Here is a 16,797-nt window from a genome sequence, read left to right on the forward strand (position 1 = left end):
TTAGTCATTACGTAGCTTCAGCCTACGCAACGCGTAACAAAGGAATGTCCGCATGGATGCCATAGAACGCTCAGCGTTCACTCAAGCCGCCGCGCAATGGGCGGCTTTTTTTTGCCTGTGAATTTTGCGCGCTCTACAAGGAATAGTTGGCCAACTCGCGGGCAATCAGCAGCCGCTGGATTTCGCTCGATCCCTCGTAAATTTGCGTAATTCGCGCATCGCGGTAGTAGCGCTCGACGGGATAATCCTCCAAATACCCGTAGCCGCCATGAATCTGAATGGCATCGGAGCACACGCGCTCGGCCATCTCCGAGGCAAACAATTTCGCTTGCGAAGCCTCGGACAAACACGGATGCCCGGCCGTCTTCAGCCGGGCGGCGTGCAGAATCAGCAGGCGGCTGGCGTTGAGTTGGGTGTGCATGTCGGCCAGTTTGTTGGCGATGCTCTGGTGCTCAATGATCGGCTGACCGAACTGCACGCGCTCGCGTGCATAACCCAACGCAGCTTCGAATGCCGCGCGGGCAATGCCCAGTGCTTGCGCGGCGATGCCGATGCGTCCGCCCTCCAGATTTGAAAGCGCGATGGCCAAGCCTTTGCCGCGCTGGCCGAGCAGGTTCGCCTCGGGGATCACGCAGTTGTTGAGGGTGACGGCGCACGTGTCGGATGCCTTGATGCCCATCTTCTTTTCGCTGCGGTCCACCACGAAGCCTGGGTTGTCGGTGGGCACCAGGAAGGCCGAAAGGCCCTTCTTGCCCAGCTTCGGATCGGTTACGGCGAACACAATGGCAAGCTTGGCGCGCTTGCCGTTGCTGACGAATTGCTTGGCACCGTTAAGCACCCACTGGTCGTCTTTCAGCTCGGCACGGGTGCGCAGGTTGTTGGCCTCGGAGCCGGCGTGGGGCTCGGTCAGGCAGAAGCAGCCAATCGCCTCGCCGCTCGCCAGTGCCGGTAACCAGGTGTGCTTTTGTGCGTCGCTGCCGTAGTTAAGCACCGGCCCGCAGCCCACGGAGTTGTGCACGCTCATCAGCGTGCCGGTGGCGCCGTCGGCGGCGGAAATTTCTTCGACGGCCAAGGCGTACGCCACATAGTCGGTGAACGAGCCGCCCCAGGTGTCCGGCACCACCATGCCCAACAAGCCCAGCTCGCCCATCTTGCGCACCACGCTGTCGTCAATCCACCCGGCCTCGGCCCAGGCTTGGGCGTGCGGGGCGATCTCGCTGCGGCCGAAGTCGCGGGCCATGTCGCGGATCATGCGTTGTTCGTCGCTTAGTTCCAGGTCGTGCATGCAATGTTCTCGGTCAGAAGAATGATGGGCGCTCAGGCTTTGCCGCTGTAGAGCTTGATGATCGCGGAGAAATCCAGCTCGCCATGGCCTTGGGCACTGAAGCTTTGATACAGCTGCTGCGCCAGGGCGCCGAGCAACACCGGTTGCTGGGCCTGTTTAGCCGCTTCGGTGGCCAGGCCGAGGTCTTTGAGCATCAGGTCGGTGCCGAAACCACCGCTGTAACCGCGCGCGGCGGGAGCTGTTTCCAGCACACCGGGGAAGGGGTTGTAGGTGTCCGAACTCCAGCAGCGGCCGCTGGAGGTGTTGATCACACCCGCCAGCACCTTGGCGTCCATGCCCAGCGCTACGCCGAGGTTCATCGCCTCAGCGACGCCGATCATGGAAATGCCCAGCAGCATGTTGTTCGCCACTTTGGCCACCTGGCCATTTCCCGCGTCGCCGCAGTGCACGATGTTTTTGCCCATGGCCGCGAGCACCGGTTGCGCCTGGGCAAAATCGCGGGCGCTGCCGCCGACCATAAACGTCAAGGTGCCCGCCGCCGCACCACCGGTGCCGCCGGAAACGGGTGCATCGAGCATCGGGTTGCCTTGCTTGCTGGCGGCAGCAGCCACCTCGCGCGCCGTCATCGGGTCGATGGTGGAGCTGTCGATCAGGCGCACGCCGTTGCGGACATGGGCGAGCAATCCGTCGTCGCCCAGGTACACGGCTTTCACATGGCGGGCGGCGGGAAGCATGGTGATGATCAGCTCGACGTCGCTACGCGCGATGTCAGCGGGCGAGCCCAACGCGCGTGCGCCCGCCTCGGTGAGGCGCTGGACGGAAGCCGGCACCAGGTCGAACACCTGCAGCGAATGGCCAGCCTTGAGCAGGTTCAAGGCCATGGGCCCGCCCATGTTGCCCAGGCCGATAAAACCGATATTCATAAACGTCCCTCTTATTGGATTTGTAGGACTGGCTCTACGCCACGCTTATTTCAAGGTGATGGTGGTGTTGACCGCACCGACGTCCTCTTCATCGAACCAGCGTTGGGTCACTGTCTTGGTTTGGGTATAGAACTGCACGACTTGCTTGCCGTAAGGGCCAAGGTCGCCGAGCTTGGAGGCGCGTGAGCCGGAGAACGAGAAGATGGGCACCGGCACCGGGATCGGCACATTGATGCCCACCTGGCCGACGTCGATCTCCTCCTGAAAATGCCGGGCCGCGGCGCCAGAGCGGGTGAAGATTGCCGTGCCGTTGCCATTGGGGTTGGCGTTGATCATGGCGATGGCCTCATCGAGCGTGGCGGCATTCATCACGCAGAGCACCGGGCCGAAAATTTCCTCACGGTAAATACGCATGGTCGGCGTGACGTCGCTGAACAGCGTCGGCGCGATGAAGTTGCCGCGCTCATAGCCGGCGACCGTGGGGTTGCGACCATCCAACGCCAGCGTGGCGCCCTCTTCAACGCCCGCAGCAATCAGGCCCTGAATGCGTTCCAGCGCCGTACAGGACACCACCGGGCCGAGGTCCGCGCCGGCTTCGGTACCGGCGTTGAGCTTCAGGGTTTTGCTGCGCTCCACCAGCTCGGGCAGCCAGGTCTGCGCTTCGCCGACCAGAATGACCGTCGACAGCGCCATGCAGCGTTGCCCGGCAGCGCCAAATGCCGCGCCTACCAGGTTGTTGAGGGTTTGCTGGCGGTTGGCATCGGGCATGACGATGGCGTGGTTTTTCGCGCCCATCATGCATTGCGCGCGTTTACCGTTTTGCGTGGCGCGGTTGTACACGTGGGTGCCGACTTGGGTGGAACCGACGAACGACACCGCCTTTATGTCCGGGTGATCGCACAGCCGATTCACTACGTCGGCACCGCCATGCACCACATTCAGCACGCCCGGCGGCACACCGGCCTGCATCGCCAATTCGGCCAGGCGCATGGTCACCATCGGATCCTGTTCCGAGGGCTTGAGCACGAACGTATTGCCGGTGGCGATGGCCATGGGAAACATCCACAGCGGAATCATCGCCGGGAAGTTGAACGGCGTGATGCCGGCGCATACGCCCAGGGGTTGCAGCAGCGTGTAGGTGTCAACGCCGCCGGCCACGTTATTGGCCAGCTCGCCGAGTTGCAGGTTGCCGATGCCGGCCGCGTGCTCAACCACTTCCAAACCACGGAACACATCACCTTCGGCGTCCGCCAGGGTTTTGCCCTGCTCGGCGGTGAGCATCGCCGCCAGCTCGGCCATGTGTTCGCGAATAAGGTGCTGGTACTTCAGAAATACCCGAGCGCGGGCACCGATTGGGGTTTTGCGCCAGGTTTTGAACGCCTCGGCGGCGGCGCTGATTGCCGCGTCCACCTCGGCCTGGGTGGCGAAGGGCACGCGCGCCAGCACCTGTTGCGTGGCCGGGTTGATGATGTCGCGCCACTGGGCGCTGGCGGAGTCGATCAGCTCGCCGCCAATCAACAGTTTTACGGTGGGGACGGCAGTCGTTTCGGTCGTTTGCATTGTTGTTATCAACCTTATTTTGGCAAAGCGAGCCCTGAGCTTAGCAGTGAGCTTTTCGGCGATACAGGCCGCTCGACTCCGAAGTCCTAGGAAAGCTCCTACAGTCATTGAACGCCGCTTCTACAGAGTGTTTTCTGTTCCTCTGTGATCCTCGCCCGACATTTTTTCCGGCGAGTTTTTCATCATGCATCCATCCGACGTAAACCCTTCCTCTCCTTTCCAACGGGCCGCCAGAAGCATTGGCTTCGCTGTTATCACCCTTGTGGCGCTGGCCGCCACCCAACCTGAATTTCCAGTTCGCGTATACGACTGGATTTTGTCCCTCGAACACTTCCTCCTGACCGTGTCCTAATGCCCCGCAGCTTTCGGCTTGGCCGCCAATAACGTGTCGTATAACGCCTGAGCGGCCACCGATAATTCGTGATCTTCCTTCCGTAAAATCCCAATAGCTCGCTCGATAATTGGCTCACGCAATGTGAGACAACGCGCTCCCAGCTCACGCATCTGCTCCACGCACAGCGCCGGCACGGCACTTACCCCCAAGCCATTGGCAACCATGCGGCCGACCGTCGCCAACTGATGACTCTCGAATGCCACCGGCAGCTTCAGGCCGCGCGGGCGCAAGTGATCTTCCAGCATAAATCGCACGGTAGACGGGCGTTGCAGCGTGACAAAGGGATATTCCAGCAGCGTCGTCCATTCAACTTCCTGCCGTTCGGCCAACGGCGAATCGGCGGCGACCACCGCGACGAAACGGTCCAGGTACAACGGCGTGAAGTGCAGGCTGACATCGGCCTGCGGCTCGAAGGCGATGCCCAATTCCACCTGCCGGTCGCGAACCATCTCGATCACTTGCTCATTGATAACGTCGTTTACCGTCACATTCACCTTCGGGTGCCGCGCGCGAAACTCCACCAGCAACGGCGGCAGCAAATTCCCCGCAAACGAGGGCATGGCCGCCAGGGTTACGCGACCTTGTTGCAGGGTGAAGCGTTGGCGCAATTGGTCTTCGGCGTTCTCCCAGTCAGCCAGCAGACGCCGCGCCAGTGGCAGCAACGCCTCGCCTTCGGGCGTCAGGCTGACATTGCGAGTGGTGCGACTAAACAACCGGCCGCCCAACCCTTCCTCCAACCCTTTAATGGTCAGACTCAGGGCCGATTGCGACAGGTGAAGGCGCTCGCCGGCCTGGGCGAAACTCAGGCTCTGCGCCACAGCGAGAAAGGCGCGCAATTGTTTGACGGTCATGGCGGGCTCGATAAAAGGGCGACGGTTATTGTGCTGTTTTATCAATCAATCCATTTTAAAAATCAACTTAACAAATATATCCGTCCGCTCAACACTCATGCCTCCGGCCCGGCAGAGGCCTTCACGAACAACAAGAGAGGCGTCGCCCATGGCTGGTTTCGATAAACGTGTGGGTTCTTACGAAGAGGCCCTGGCTGGGCTGAAGGACGGAATGACGGTGCTCGCAGGCGGCTTCGGCCTGTGCGGCATTCCCGAGAACCTGATTGCCGAGATCAAGCGCAAAGGCGTGCGCGACCTCACCGTGGTCTCCAACAACTGCGGCGTCGATGGCTTCGGCTTGGGCGTGCTGCTGGAAGACCGGCAGATCCGCAAAATGATCGCCTCCTACGTGGGCGAAAACGCGTTGTTCGAGCAGCAATTGCTCAGCGGCGAGCTGGAAGTAGAACTCACCCCACAAGGCACCCTGGCGGAAAAGATGCGCGCTGGCGGCGCTGGCATTCCAGCGTTCTTCACGGCCACGGGCGTCGGTACGCCGATTGCTGAAGGCAAGGAAACCCGCGATTTCAATGGCCGCGCTTACCTGATGGAAACCGCCATCACCGGCGATTTCGCCATCGTCAAAGGCTGGAAGGCGGACTGGTTCGGCAACGTCGTGTACCGCCACACCGCGCAAAATTTCAACCCGCTGGCAGCCACTGCCGGGAAGATCACCGTGGTGGAAGTGGAAGAAATCGTCGCCCCCGGCGAACTCGACCCCACACAGATTCACACCCCCGGCATCTACGTGGACCGCCTGATCTGCGGGCGCTTCGAGAAGCGCATTGAACAACGCACCGTGCGTGCCTGAACCGTCCCCATCCTTTTTGCAGAGAACAATAACTATGGCGCTTACCCGCGAACAAATGGCCCAGCGTGTCGCCCGCGAATTGCAGGACGGCTTCTACGTTAACCTCGGCATCGGCATCCCCACGCTCGTTGCCAACTACGTGCCGCACGGCATGGAAGTGATGCTGCAATCGGAAAATGGTCTGCTCGGCATGGGCGCTTTCCCGACTGCTGACGAGATTGACGCCGACATGATCAACGCCGGCAAACAAACCGTGACCGCCCGCACCGGCGCGTCGATTTTTTCCTCGGCTGAATCGTTCGCCATGATTCGCGGCGGTCATATCGACCTGACCGTGCTCGGGGCGTTTGAGGTGGACGTGCAAGGCAACATCGCCTCGTGGATGGTGCCCGGCAAGCTTGTAAAAGGCATGGGCGGGGCGATGGATCTGGTCGCAGGCGCGGAGAACATCATCGTCACCATGACCCACGCGTCTAAAGACGGCGAGTCGAAACTGCTGGCCCGCTGCACCTTGCCGCTGACCGGCGCAGGCTGCATCAAACGCGTGCTCACCGACCTGGCTTACCTGGAAATCGACAACGGCGCCTTCATCTTGAAAGAGCGCGCGCCGGGCGTAAGCGTTGAAGAAATCAAAGCAAAAACGGCAGGTGAGTTGGTGATTCCCGACCACGTTCCGGAAATGCAGTTTTGAGGAGTGATGCCATGCAAGACGTCGTAATCGTAGCCGCCACCCGCACCGCCGTCGGCAGTTTCCAAGGCTCGTTGGCGAACATACCCGCCGTTGATTTGGGCGCTGCCGTAATCCGCGCGCTGCTGGAAAAGACTGGCCTGGATGGCGCCGAAGTGGACGAAGTGATCCTCGGCCAAGTGCTGACCGCTGGCGCCGGGCAAAACCCCGCGCGCCAAGCCGCAATCAAAGCGGGTCTGCCCGTCGCCGTGCCGGCACTGACGCTCAACAAAGTCTGCGGCTCGGGCCTGAAAGCGCTGCACCTCGGCGCCCAGGCCATTCGCTGTGGCGATGCCGACGTGATCATCGCCGGCGGCCAGGAAAACATGAGCCTGGCCCCGTACGTAATGCCGGGCGCTCGCACCGGTTTGCGCATGGGTCACGCGCAGGTGAAAGACAGCATGATCACCGACGGCCTGTGGGATGCCTTCAACGACTACCACATGGGCATCACTGCCGAAAACTTGGTAGATAAATACGAGATCACTCGCGAAGCGCAGGACGCCTTCGCCGCCGGCTCGCAGCAGAAAGCCGTGGCCGCGATTGAAGGCGGGCGCTTCAGCGACGAAATCACGCCGATCCTGATCCCGCAGCGCAAAGGCGACCCGGTTGCTTTCGCCACCGACGAACAACCTCGCGCCGGCACCACTGCCGAAGCGCTGGCCAAACTCAAACCCGCCTTCAAAAAAGACGGCACCGTCACTGCCGGCAACGCCTCCAGCCTCAACGACGGCGCGGCCGCCGTGATTCTGATGAGTGCCGACAAAGCCAAGGCGTTGGGCCTGCCGGTGCTGGCGAAAATCGCCGCCTACGCCAATGCCGGTGTCGACCCGGCCATCATGGGCATCGCCCCGGTTTCGGCCACCAAACGCTGCCTGGAAAAAGCCGGCTGGACGCTGGACCAACTCGACCTGATCGAAGCCAACGAAGCCTTCGCCGCGCAGGCGCTGTCGGTCGGCAAAGAACTCGGCTGGGATGCGAGCAAGGTCAACGTCAACGGCGGCGCCATCGCCATCGGTCATCCCATCGGGGCGTCAGGCTGCCGCGTGCTGGTGACCTTGCTGCATGAAATGATCAAGCGTGACGCCAAGAAAGGGCTGGCCACGTTGTGCATTGGTGGTGGGCAGGGCGTAGCGTTGGCATTGGAACGGCTTTGAACGTGTGGGAGCGGCTGGGCGGCATCGATTAGCCGCTCCCACAAAATCACGACAACCGCTTCACCAACCGCTCCAACTCAGCAAAATCCCGCACCCGATAAAAATTCGCCGCCCCGGCGAATTCGCTGAAATCCGTGTCCCCATACCCTGCCACCTGCGCCCCAGCGCTAATCCCGGCCTGCACGCCTGGCACGCTGTCGTCCACCAACAAACACCTCTCCACCGGCACGCCAATCAGGTTCGCCGCGTGTTCGATCAAGCGTGGCGAAGGCTTCCACGCATTCACGTCATAGGCGCTGACAATCCGCGCGCCAAAAACGTCGAGTAAACCCACCGCCGCCAGGTTGGTTTCGATCTTTTCCCGCGGCCCGTTCGAGGCCACGCAAATGGGCAGCGTGGTGCCGCGTACAAACGCCCCGGCGCCGGGCATTTCTTCGACGTGGTCGCGCAGCAGCGGCAAGCTGCGGCGGCGAAACTCCTGGTCCAGGTGGTGGCCGTTCAGGGCGGGGTACAAAGCGATCATTTCGCTGATGAACTGGGCGAAGGGAATGCCGCGAAAGCGCGCGAGCACCTGGTCGGCGGGCATGTGGATGTGTTGCTCGGCGAGCAACTCATGAAGCAGGCGGGCGGCGAGGCGCTCGCTGTCTACCAAGGTGCCATCGCAGTCGAAAATAAGGCCGGCAATCGTCACGTGTGAGGGTCGCTCGCAAAAGAGGCTAGGGCTGTTGTGACCACAGCAGGCCGGCAGGGTTTTAACCACAGCCGTCATTCGTCAGCGCGAGGCTCTGGCGCGGGATTTTGCGTTTCGCCGCGCTCCGTCGAGGTGATAGCATTTGGCCCTGTTTGCGGTGCCGTTGCGGTCCACGAGCGCTATTCGACTCACTCATTTTTTGCAAGGACGCCCGGCATGGCCGCTCCCTCGAAACGTCTGGAACGTCTGCTGATCAGCGGCGCTTTGTTGCTGCTGTTGTGGTTGCCATTGCCGATCGGCAGCAACCGCGACTGGTCCATGGGCCTGCTGGTGCTGCTCTGCTGCATTTTGGGCGCCGGTTGGGCGCTGAATGCCTGGCGCCGCAACCGTGACATGGGCCCCACGCTACGCCCGGCGCTGCCGATGCTTGGCTTGTTGCTGCTCAGCCAAGTGTGGGTGCTGGTGCAGTGGCTCACCGGCATGACCGTCGACGCTGCCGCCACCTTCCAATACCTGATGCTCGGCATCGCCTACAGCCTGCTGTTTTTGCTGGTGGTGGATTTGTTTCGCACGCGCAAACGCCTGAGCCTGCTGCTCGCCGTGTTGGTGATAAGCGGCACGTTCCAGGCGTTCTTTGGTGTGGTGATGACCCTGTCGGGGGTCGAAGATTTGCTCGTCGGCGCCAAAACCCATTACCTAGGCGACGCCACCGGCACCTTCGTTAACCGCAACCATTTTGCCGGGTATCTGGAGTTAACCCTGGCGGCGGGCATTGGCCTGTTGCTGGCGCTGCGCGATGAGCGCCCGTTTCGCTGGGTCAATGTGCTGGAGATGCTGCTGGGCCCCAAGGGGCGCCTGCGCTTGGCGCTGGTGCTGATGACCATTGCGCTGGTGATGAGCCATTCGCGCATGGGCAACGGAGCGTTTTTCACCAGTCTGCTGCTGGTGGGCGGGACGTTCTTGCTGACCGACAAAACCCATCGGCTGCGCAACGGGCTGATTCTCGCGAGTTTGCTGGTGATCGACGTGCTGATCGTCAGCCAATACTTCGGCCTCGATAAACTCGTGGACCGCATCGCCTCAACGCAATTGCAAGCGGTGGTGGTCGATGGCCAAACCATTCAGGCCGCCAATGAACTGCGCGGCACCGTCTACGAACAAGCGCTGCCGCTGGCCAAAGAACACTGGCTGACCGGCCACGGCGCCGGCACGTTTGAAGTGCTGTTCGGTAAATATGCGGGGCCGGAAATTACCCTGCACTTCGACCACGCCCACAACGACTACCTGCAATTCATCATTGAGTACGGCCTGCTCGGCAGCCTGCCGTTGCTGGTGTTCGTGCTGCTGGGCCTGTACCACGCGCAACGGGCCATGTGGCGCGGCGAATCCACCTACCGGGCCGGGGTGGGCTTTGGCGCCAGCCTGGGCATCGTGGCGTTGCTGATTCATTCGTTGGTCGACTTCAACCTGCAAATTCCCGCCAACGCCGCCACCTACGTAGTGATCTGCGCCATCGGTGTGATCGCCAACAACCACTACCGCGAGCGTCGCGCGCGCGATCGCGGCTAACGCGGCTTTAGCCCCGCGCTGTCTGACGCTGCACGATCTGCCGTTTCAGTTGCAGCGCGATGGCCAAGCCGATAAGCACGCCCACCACGTTCGCGGCCATGTCGGCAAGCGACGGATCGCGCAGCGGCAGCAGGCCTTGGGTCAGCTCGATCATTAGGGCGAACAGCAGGCAATACAGCACGGTCCAGAAGGCGTGCGTGGCGGGGAAGGCCAGGCGGGCGCTGCATACCAGCACAGCGAAGGCGCTGAGGTGGTGGAGCAAGTCCTGATACTCGAAGGCTTGCGGCACCGGGTCGCTGCGCAGCCCGGTGTAGAGAATCACCGCCAAAGTGACGAAGAAAATGATCATGCTGATGACACGGCCCATAACGAATTCCTAGCTCGGTTGTTCGCTGTTCGCGCTGGAAGCGACGGCGAGGTTGTTGTTTTTTTGGTTGTCTTTTTTCGCCTCGGTCTTCGCCGCAGAACGCAGCAGGGCGTTGCGCAGGAAGCGTTGGGCGGGGGTTTCAAAGTAGCGGAAGCTGAGCAGGCACAGCGGAATCAGCACGGCGAAAAACACCAGCATCGACATTTCACCGTAGAAGAACGTCGGGCTTACGCCGTTCTGGGTCAGCACGGTGAAGAACACCAACTGCAACGGGAAATGCAGCAGGTACGAGGAGTAGGTGAGGTTGCCGACCATGGCCAGGCGTTTGCCAAGGTAGCCGCGTTTGGTTTCCATCAGCGCCAGGGTAAAGATGCTCAGCGGGAACAGCACGGCCACGACAATGGCGCGGGTGGCGCCGTGTACGGCTTTGTCGAGCAGGCCGGCGAATTTTTCTGGCAGCACGCTTTGCGCAATGTTCTGCACCAGCGGCCAGAACCACGGGTGATACACCTCGACCACGGTCACCAGCCACAGCACGGCACTGGCGCCCACCGCCCACGGCAGCACGCGCGGCAGCCAACCGCGTGCGCACACGTAGCGGTACAGCCGGAAGATCAGGCCACCAAGGAAGAAGGAGAAAATGCCGCGCCCGACGATGGGCTCCGCCACCATCACCACGGCGCCCAGGGCCAGCATCGCCACGTGAGCCCACAGGCGTTGGCGGAACATCAGGCAGACGATGAAGAACACCAGGTACATCAGCACTTCAACCGACACCGACCAGATCGGCCCGTTGAACGACGGACCTTTCTCCATGCCCCAGCTGGAGGCCATGAACAGGTTCAGTACGGCGTGGTACAGGTCGTTGAAGGGCACCACGAAGTAATCGCCGGTGCGCGCCATTACCCACTGTTGGGCCAGCAGCACGAACAGGAACGTGGCGATGTGCAGCGGATAGAGCCGCGAAAACCGCAGCACGAAAAACTCCCAGCCGCCGACCGTTCGCTCGGCGATTTCTCGCGCATACAGCCAAAAGAAGATGAAGCCCGAAAGCGAGAAGAAGAAGTCCACCGCCAGCCAGCCGGTTTGGTAGAACAGGAAGAACACGTTGTAGAACGGTTGCTGTTCCATCTCGTACGGCACAAAGGTGCTGCCCTGGAAGAAGAAGTGCTGCCAGTGCCAGAACACCACGGCCAGTGCTGCGACGCCGCGAATGAAGTCCAGGGAATAAAAGCGCCGAGGGCTTGAGTAAATCATGGTGTGGTCTCTAAAGAAGGCGCGCCGTTCAGCGTTGTCCCGGTATGGGCAGTGGCGTCGCTGGTCACAAACATGCGTTGGAACAACGGGCGCAAGCGGTCGCCGCCGTACTCGCTCAGGTGGTCGTCGTCGAAATACAGCGGGTGCCCATCGGCGTCGCCGTAGCAGTTGCCGTCGCGGCACAGGTAGGGCAGGGGATCAAGAATGGTCACGCCGCAACGCGCGGCAGCGAGGTCTTGGGTTTCCCAGGCGAAGGCATTGCGCTGGCGGTATTCGTCCATGGAAATCGACACCCGCTCTTGCTTGCCGCGCATGGCCGCGCGGCCCATGGTTTTTGGCACGTCGCGCTTAAGCTCGGGAATCGGTCGCAGCATGTACACCGGCCGCTGCTTGGCGAACGCGCAAGCGGTGTCGATGATGCCCTCGCGCATGGCTTGCAGGTATTCGGGGCTGCGCGAGGCGAACGGTTTGTCGAAATACAGCTCCGGCACCGGCACTTCGCGGGTGCGGTCAGGCTCGTTGGGGCCCATCAGGTAGTTGGAGGTGCGGTTGATGATCAGCATCGGCGTTTGCCCCAGCGCCGCATCCGGCGTCTGGCTTTTGCGCGCGATAAAGCTGCCGCAGCGATACGTGATCTGGCCGACGGCTTTGATGTTGGCAATGGTCGGGCAGTTGCTCATGGTCCAGTCCAACGCATGTTCATCGGTGCTCGGCAAGGCTCGCTGCACCGCGCGTATCAGCGCGCCGGCATGGCTGTCGCCGACCACGATGACGCCGAGCTTGGGGCCGCCGTAGGTGCATTCCGGCACTGCGCTGAATTCGTTCTGCATGCACTCACCCAGGCGCGGGTTTTTGTTGTCCGACTCGGCGAACAGCGCATCGACCTGCGCCGGCAGCCGCCCAGGAATGCCGTGCTGCAGCACGATTACGCCGCCGGGCACCATCACCAGCAGCGTCACCGCGACAATCACCAAGGCGCTCAGACGTTGGCGCATTACGTTCAGGCTGAGCTGCGCCGGACGCTCGATAAAACGGTACGACAAGCCGCCGAGCACCAGCGTCAGTACCAGGCCAACAACAATGGCCGGCACCGAATCCTGCAACTCCAGGTACACCAGCCCCACCACCAGCGGCCAGTGCCACAGGTACAGCGAATAGGAACTGTCGCCCAACCACTGCGCCATGCGCGTGCCGGTAAAAAGCGAATCCTGGCGAGCGGCGAACAGAATCAGCATGGTCGCGAACACCGGCACGGTGGCGCGCCAGCCCGGCCATTGGCTGTTGCTGTCGAACACGGCGATGGCGGCGACTAACAGCGCGAAGCCTGCGATCTCCACGCTGCGCTGTTGGCCCGCTGACAGGACGATGCGTTGCGCCAGCAAGTAAACCAAGCCGCCCGCCAGCATTTCCCAGGCGCGGGTCGGCAGCAGGTAGAAAGCGGCGGTGGTTTTGATTGGGGTGGCGGCAATACACAGCAGCAGCGAAAACAGCAGCACAGCCGACAAACCGATGGCTTGGGCACGTCGGCTCGGGCGAAGTTTGTAAATGACGGCCATGAAAATCGGCAGCATCAAGTAGAACTGCCATTCCACCGACAACGACCACGTATGCAGCAGCAGCTTGTCGTGGGAGGCGGTATCGAAATAGCCGTCTTCGCGCCAGAACAACACGTTGGACAAGAACCCCAGCGCACTGATGGCATGTTTGCCTAACTGCTTGTATTCCACCGCCGGCAATACGAACCAGCCCACCACCATCAGCACCAGACACAGCACCAATAGCGCGGGAAGAATGCGCCGTGCCCGCGCCAGATAGAACGCGATGATGGAAAAGCGTCGGGGGTCAATCACACCGCTCGCTGCGGCCGCCGAATTGGCCTCGAGACCACGGAGAATGATGCCCGTCATCAGGAAGCCGGAGATCACGAAAAACACGTCCACGCCTACGAAACCGCCGGAAAAACCAGAGACGCCGAAGTGGAATAAAACTACCGCTACAACAGCCCACGCGCGCAGGCCGTTTATGTCCTTACGGAACTTATTATTGGAATTTCTCATGCGCTTGCCTGCGTTGGGACGGTTAACTGCAAGGGAGCGAGTCCCTAAAACCTGACACCCGAAAGGCTGTGGGCCACGCCTGTGGCGCGGCCCTGCTCGTGCTACTTGCCTTTGAGATACAGCTCTTCAAAACAGAAATTGGTCGCTTCCACGTAGCCTTCAGCGCTGCCGCAGTCGAAGCGTTGGCCCTTGAACTTGTACGCCAGCACGCAGCCGGATTTGGCTTGTTTCAGCAGGGCGTCGGTGATCTGGATTTCGCCGTTCTTGCCCGGCTCGGTGTCGGCGATCAGGCCGAAAATGTCCGGCGTCAGAATGTAGCGGCCGATGATTGCCAGGTTTGACGGCGCATCTTCGGGCTTGGGTTTTTCCACCATGCTGTGCACGCGGTAGAGGTCGTCGCGGATCAGCTCGCCGGCAATGACGCCGTACTTGTGGGTCTGGTCGGCCGGTACTTCCTGAATCGCCACGATGGAGCAGCGGAACTGGTTGTACAGCTTGATCATCTGCGTGAGCACGCCATCGCCGTCGAGGTTGATGCACAGGTCATCGGCCAGCACCACGGCAAACGCCTCGTCGCCAATCAGCGGCTGACCACACAGAATCGCGTGGCCCAGGCCATTCATGGCCACCTGACGGGTATAGGAAAAAGTGCAGCCATCAATCAGCTCGCGGGTGCCGGCCAGGAAGTGTTCCTTGTCGGTGCCACGAATCTGGTGCTCCAGCTCGTAGCTGATGTCGAAATGGTCTTCCAGCGAACGCTTGCCACGACCGGTGACGATGGCCATGTGTTGCAGGCCCGCGTCACGGGCTTCTTCCACGCCGTACTGAATCAGCGGCTTGTTGACGATGGGCAGCATTTCTTTGGGCATGGCCTTGGTGGCCGGAAGAAAACGGGTGCCGTAACCGGCGGCGGGGAATAAGCATTTACGGATCATAAGAAGCTCCTGAAGGATCACAAAACCCTTGTGAGAGCGGCTTCAGCCGCGATGCTTTGTCGACAAAACATGCGGGTGAAGCCGCCGCCACATCGTCCGGCGTGGTGCGTTATTTCGAATAGCCCTGAGGGTTGGCAGACTGCCAACGCCAGGTGTCGCTCATCATCTGGTCGAGGCCGCGCTCGGCTTTCCAGCCCAGCTCGGTGGCCGCTTTGCTGGGGTCGGCCCAGCATTCGGCGATGTCGCCAGGGCGGCGCGGCACGATTTGGTAAGGCACTGCCTGGCCGCTGGCGGCTTCAAATGCCTTGAGCATTTCAAGCACGCTGTAGCCCTGGCCAGTGCCCAGGTTCCAGACCTTCACGCCGCTGTCGCCAGCGATGGTTTGCAAGGCCTTCAGGTGCCCGTCGGCGAGGTCTTCGACGTGGATGTAATCACGCACGCCGGTGCCGTCGACGGTGGGGTAGTCATTGCCAAACACCGACAACTGCTTGAGTTTGCCGATGGCAACCTGGCTGATGTAGGGCAGCAAATTGTTGGGAATGCCGTTGGGGTCTTCGCCGATCAGGCCGCTGCTGTGGGCGCCGACCGGGTTGAAGTAACGCAGCAGGGCGATGCTCCAGCGCGGTTCGGAGCGGGCCAGGTCTTGCAGTAGCTCTTCGACCATCAGCTTCGAGCGCCCGTAAGGGTTGGTCGGTATGCCGGTGGGGAAGTCTTCGCGAATCGGCATTTGCGTCGGTTCGCCGTACACCGTGGCAGACGAGCTGAACACCAACCGGTAAACGCCGGCGGCGGCCATGGCCTGACACAGGGTCACGCTGCCGGCGACGTTGTTCTCGTAGTAGTCCAACGGCTTGGCCACGCTTTCGCCGACCGCTTTGAGGCCGGCGAAGTGCAGCACGGCGCTGATGGAGCGCGAGGCGAACACTTCATCCAGCAACACCCGATCACGGATGTCGCCTTGAATGAATTCAGCCTGCTTGCCGCAGATTTTTTCCACCCGGTGCAACGACTCCGGGGAGCTGTTGCACAGGTTGTCCAACACCACCACCTGATACCCCGCTTCCAGCAGGGCCAAGGTGGTGTGCGAGCCGATGTAACCGGCGCCGCCGGTGACCAGAATGGTTTCGCTCATGGGGCATCCCGCCTGTTGTTAGCGCCACTCATCCGGGCAGCTGGTTTTCCAGTCAGCGAAGGCGGTGGCCAGGCTGTACTGGTAGGGGTAGCCGTTTTCGACGAGGAAATGCGGCAGTACGTTGTTGGAGCGCACCAGCTTGCGAATGCGCACCGGGCTGAACGGATGCTTGATGCCCAGCGGCCGGGCAATGGCGTCAATGCTGTACGCCACGCCGAGCAACAGCGGGTAAGGCACGGCGGGCACTTTGCGTTCGATGGCGGCGACGCTGCACACGGTTTCCACGTATTCGGAAATCGACGGGCCGGGGTTCATGGTCATGTTGAACAGGGAGAAATGCCCACCTTGTTCTTTCTGACGTTCCAGTACCCACAGCATCGCGGCGCACAGCTCTTTTACATAGGTGCCAGCTTTACGCGTGGTGCGGTTGCCCATGTAGAAGAAGTAACGCTTGATCACGGCCTTGACCAGACGCGAGACGTTGCCGCCTTCGCCCGGCCCAAACACCACGCCCGGACGCACGATCACCAGGTGACGATTGGCCTTGTCGGCTGCCAGCCAGGTCTGGTGAATCTTCTCGGCGGCCAGTTTCGAGCCGCCGTAAGCAGTGGCCGGAACGGGCAGGGTGCGTTCGTCTTTCTGGTCTTCGCTTGGGCCGTAGGGCGAAATCGAGCTGGTGAAAATCAGGTCGTTGCAGCCGACCTGTTCGGCCCAGGCGGTGACGTTTTCGGCGCCCAGCAGATTGGTTTCGTAGTACTCGTAATCTTCGTGGCCGGGCTCGCGGTGCACGGCGGCGAAGTTGGCGATCAGGGCGACGGTTTCTTCCGGCTTCCAACTGATGGGCTGGCGTACGTCGCCATTGATCTCAACGATCTCCGGGCTTTCATGCACCAGGCGAGCACGGTAGGGGAATGGCTTCTGGGTGACCTGCTCTTTGTCGAACAGGTAGACCTTGTCGTAACCACCTTTGGCAAGCAGTTGTTTGGCGAAGAACACGCCAATAAAACCCGAGCCACCAAAAATCACGGCGCAGTTCATCTGTTCC

At 61.3% G+C, this 16,797-nt stretch carries 15 protein-coding genes; 4 read left to right on the forward strand and 11 right to left on the reverse strand.

Annotated elements, in window-relative coordinates; genetic code table 11:
- Positions 1–133: 133 nt before the first annotated feature.
- From AC0IW7_RS18760 to AC0IW7_RS18775, 4 genes are all read right to left on the reverse strand, one after another.
- On the reverse strand, positions 134–1,285 hold the full coding sequence (locus AC0IW7_RS18760) for an acyl-CoA dehydrogenase family protein (protein ID WP_471820006.1): 1,152 nt from the start codon (positions 1,283–1,285) through the stop codon (positions 134–136).
- A gap of 32 nt (positions 1,286–1,317) precedes the next feature.
- Positions 1,318–2,208, reverse strand: a complete 891-nt coding sequence (gene mmsB / locus AC0IW7_RS18765; RefSeq protein ID WP_471820008.1) for a 3-hydroxyisobutyrate dehydrogenase — start codon at positions 2,206–2,208, stop codon at positions 1,318–1,320.
- Between the two features lie 45 nt (positions 2,209–2,253).
- Positions 2,254–3,768, reverse strand: coding sequence for a CoA-acylating methylmalonate-semialdehyde dehydrogenase (locus AC0IW7_RS18770; RefSeq protein ID WP_471820010.1), 1,515 nt, complete (start codon positions 3,766–3,768; stop codon positions 2,254–2,256).
- A gap of 348 nt (positions 3,769–4,116) precedes the next feature.
- Entirely contained in the window at positions 4,117–5,013 is an 897-nt protein-coding gene (locus tag AC0IW7_RS18775; protein ID WP_122492610.1) for a LysR family transcriptional regulator, read from the reverse strand.
- A 148-nt stretch (positions 5,014–5,161) separates the two neighbouring features.
- Between AC0IW7_RS18775 and AC0IW7_RS18780 the strand changes: the two genes are divergently transcribed.
- Genes AC0IW7_RS18780 through AC0IW7_RS18790 form a run of 3 tightly spaced genes read left to right on the forward strand, consistent with a single transcriptional unit; the run spans position 5,162 to position 7,744 of the window.
- Positions 5,162–5,860, forward strand: coding sequence for a CoA transferase subunit A (locus AC0IW7_RS18780; RefSeq protein WP_463382006.1), 699 nt, complete (start codon positions 5,162–5,164; stop codon positions 5,858–5,860).
- 34 nt (positions 5,861–5,894) lie between these two features.
- Complete coding sequence (locus AC0IW7_RS18785) at positions 5,895–6,551, forward strand: CoA transferase subunit B (RefSeq protein WP_463541460.1); 657 nt, start codon at positions 5,895–5,897, stop codon at positions 6,549–6,551.
- Between the two features lie 11 nt (positions 6,552–6,562).
- Complete coding sequence (locus tag AC0IW7_RS18790; RefSeq protein ID WP_471820013.1) at positions 6,563–7,744, forward strand: acetyl-CoA C-acetyltransferase; 1,182 nt, start codon at positions 6,563–6,565, stop codon at positions 7,742–7,744.
- 46 nt (positions 7,745–7,790) lie between these two features.
- On the opposite strand, the gene AC0IW7_RS18795 is transcribed toward AC0IW7_RS18790, so the two are convergent.
- Positions 7,791–8,435, reverse strand: coding sequence for an HAD family hydrolase (locus AC0IW7_RS18795; protein WP_471820015.1), 645 nt, complete (start codon positions 8,433–8,435; stop codon positions 7,791–7,793).
- Between the two features lie 216 nt (positions 8,436–8,651).
- On the opposite strand from AC0IW7_RS18795, the gene AC0IW7_RS18800 reads away from it, so the two are divergent.
- A complete protein-coding gene (locus tag AC0IW7_RS18800) occupies positions 8,652–10,004 on the forward strand; it encodes an O-antigen ligase family protein (protein WP_471820017.1) in 1,353 nt (450 codons plus the stop codon).
- 7 nt (positions 10,005–10,011) lie between these two features.
- Here the strand turns inward: AC0IW7_RS18800 and AC0IW7_RS18805 are convergent, their stop codons facing one another.
- From AC0IW7_RS18805 to AC0IW7_RS18830, 6 genes are all read right to left on the reverse strand, one after another.
- Positions 10,012–10,371 carry a VanZ family protein gene (locus AC0IW7_RS18805; RefSeq protein ID WP_471820019.1) on the reverse strand — a complete coding sequence of 120 codons (360 nt, stop codon included), beginning with the start codon at positions 10,369–10,371 and terminating at the stop codon, positions 10,012–10,014.
- 9 nt (positions 10,372–10,380) lie between these two features.
- The gene (locus AC0IW7_RS18810; RefSeq protein ID WP_471820020.1) at positions 10,381–11,628 is read right to left on the reverse strand and encodes an acyltransferase family protein; all 1,248 of its coding nucleotides are present in this window, start codon (positions 11,626–11,628) and stop codon (positions 10,381–10,383) included.
- Complete coding sequence (locus AC0IW7_RS18815; protein WP_471820021.1) at positions 11,625–13,685, reverse strand: acyltransferase family protein; 2,061 nt, start codon at positions 13,683–13,685, stop codon at positions 11,625–11,627. Before AC0IW7_RS18815 ends, AC0IW7_RS18810 begins: the two co-directional genes overlap by 4 nt.
- Positions 13,686–13,786: 101 nt before the next feature.
- On the reverse strand, positions 13,787–14,620 hold the full coding sequence (gene galU / locus AC0IW7_RS18820) for a UTP--glucose-1-phosphate uridylyltransferase GalU (protein ID WP_463382013.1): 834 nt from the start codon (positions 14,618–14,620) through the stop codon (positions 13,787–13,789).
- A gap of 109 nt (positions 14,621–14,729) precedes the next feature.
- Positions 14,730–15,752 (reverse strand): UDP-glucose 4-epimerase GalE, encoded by a 1,023-nt coding sequence (gene galE, locus AC0IW7_RS18825; RefSeq protein ID WP_471820023.1) that lies wholly within the window; start codon positions 15,750–15,752, stop codon positions 14,730–14,732.
- 18 nt (positions 15,753–15,770) lie between these two features.
- Positions 15,771–16,790 carry an NAD-dependent epimerase/dehydratase family protein gene (locus AC0IW7_RS18830; RefSeq protein ID WP_163016500.1) on the reverse strand — a complete coding sequence of 340 codons (1,020 nt, stop codon included), beginning with the start codon at positions 16,788–16,790 and terminating at the stop codon, positions 15,771–15,773.
- Positions 16,791–16,797: the final 7 nt, after the last annotated feature.

It is taken from the genome of Pseudomonas sp. AC229 (assembly GCF_979254655.1).